Below are 1,939 nucleotides of genomic sequence, written 5' to 3' on the forward strand. Positions count from 1 at the left end.
CTGCGCGCGCTCAATGAAAAGATTTCGTCGCTGACCACCGAATTTCGGCAACTCGTGCTCAAGGGCGACAACGCCGCTGCCCTCGTGATCGACAGCCGCGCCGAGCTCGACGGCTTGAGCGATTCGCAAATCGCCACTGCCGCCGAAGCCGCCAAAGCACGCGGCAAAGCAGGCAAATGGGTGCTGACGCTGCTGAACACGACCGGTCAGCCGCCATTGGCGGACTTGAAGAATCGCGCCGTGCGCGAACGTTTGTTCAAAGCCTCGGTCGGCCGCGGTTGGTCGGGTGAATTCGACACCACTCAGTCTCTGGCAGACATCGTCAAGCTACGCGCCGATCGCGCCAAGCTGCTGGGGTATCCAAATCACGCCGCCTATGTGCTCGAAGACGAAACGGCACTGACCGCCGAGGCCGTCAACGGCATGTTGCATCAACTCGCACCCGCCGCGATCGCCAACGCCAAGCGCGAAGCCGCCGACATGCAGCAGCTCATCGACACGCAAGCCAAAACCAACAGCACGCCGAGCTTTCAACTACAGGCTTGGGATTGGGACTTCTACGCCGAACAAGTGCGCGCCAAAAAGTTCGCTTATGACGAAGCGCAGGTGCGCCCGTACTTCGAACTGAATCGCGTGCTGGTTGACGGCGTGCTGTTCGCAGCCCAGGAGCTGTACGGCATCAAGTTCAAAGAGCGCAAGGATCTGCCGGTCTACACCGACGACCTGCGCGTGTTCGAAGTCTTCGACCGCGACGGGTCGCAGCTCGGCATGTTTCTTTTCGATCCCTACGCTCGCAGCAACAAACGCGGCGGCGCGTGGATGAACAGCTTCGTGGAACAGTCGCGACTGTTCGGCAACAAGCCGGTGGTCACCAACACGCTCAACATTCCCAAACCGCCGGCCGGTCAGCCAACCTTGCTGACCTGGGATGAAGTGACCACCAGCTTCCACGAGTTCGGCCACGCGCTGCATGGTTTGTTCTCGAGCGTGCAGTATCCGCAGTTCTCGGGCACCAATGTGCCGCGCGATTTCGTGGAGTATCCGTCGCAGTACAACGAGATGTGGGCCACCGAGCCGCGCGTGCTGGCCAACTACGCCAAGCATCATCAGACCGGCGCGCCCATGCCCAAGGAGTTGATGGACAAAGTGCTGGCGGCACAGAAGTTCAATCAAGGCTATGCCACCACCGAATATCTGGCGGCGGCCATCCTGGATCAGAGCTACCACCAATTGGCACCCGGCAAGACACCGGCCGCGGCCGACATCCAGCGCTTCGAAGCCGAGGCCCTGAAAGCCGCGCAGGTGGACTTCCCGCCGGTGCCGCCGCGTTACCGCTCCAGCTACTTCCTGCACATCTTCTCCAGCCCCATCGGTTATTCGGCCGGCTACTACGCATACATCTGGAGCGAAGTGCTGGCACGCGATACCGAACACTGGTTCAAGACCCATGGCGGCTTGAAGCGCGAGAACGGCGACCTGCTCCGCGCCAAGGTGCTGTCCAAGGGCTTCAGTGCGGACGCGCTGACCCTGTTCCGGGACTTCTACGGCAAACAACCGGACATCGGCCCGCTGCTGGAAGCCCGGGGTTTGACCGGCGGCACAGAGGCAGCGGCGCGCTGACCCCGTCGCCGCCCTCAGACAGCGGCGGTAATCATGCAAGGGCGGCCGATGCTGTATGCTGGCCGCCCTTTTTTCACACCGCATAAGGACTCCCATGCGCGCGTTTTTGATAGCGACGGTCGGGTTCGTGATATTCGTGGTGGCGGTAAAGCTGTTCGCCACCGGCCCGAAAACCGAGAGCGCGGATACCGCAGCAGCCTCGGCTGCCACGCTGGCCGGCAGCGAAGACGACAAGGCGCTGTACGCGTTGGGCGTGGCCGTGTCCCAGAACATCGCTTCGTTCGAATTCTCGACCGCCGAGCTGGACAAAGTGAAGCAA

Annotated in this window: 1 protein-coding gene and 1 pseudogene; both read left to right on the top strand. The window is 61.8% G+C overall.

Features of this window, described 5'->3' with window-relative positions:
* A partial coding sequence (locus JNL55_RS16775) for a M3 family metallopeptidase (protein ID WP_293855910.1) occupies positions 1-1,620 on the top strand: 1,620 nt, incomplete at its 5' end.
* 94 nt (positions 1,621-1,714) lie between these two features.
* Positions 1,715-1,939 (top strand): annotated as a pseudogene (locus JNL55_RS16780) (hypothetical protein); the annotation flags it as partial.

It is taken from the genome of Steroidobacter sp. (assembly GCF_016790065.1).
Classification (GTDB): domain Bacteria; phylum Pseudomonadota; class Gammaproteobacteria; order Steroidobacterales; family Steroidobacteraceae; genus Steroidobacter.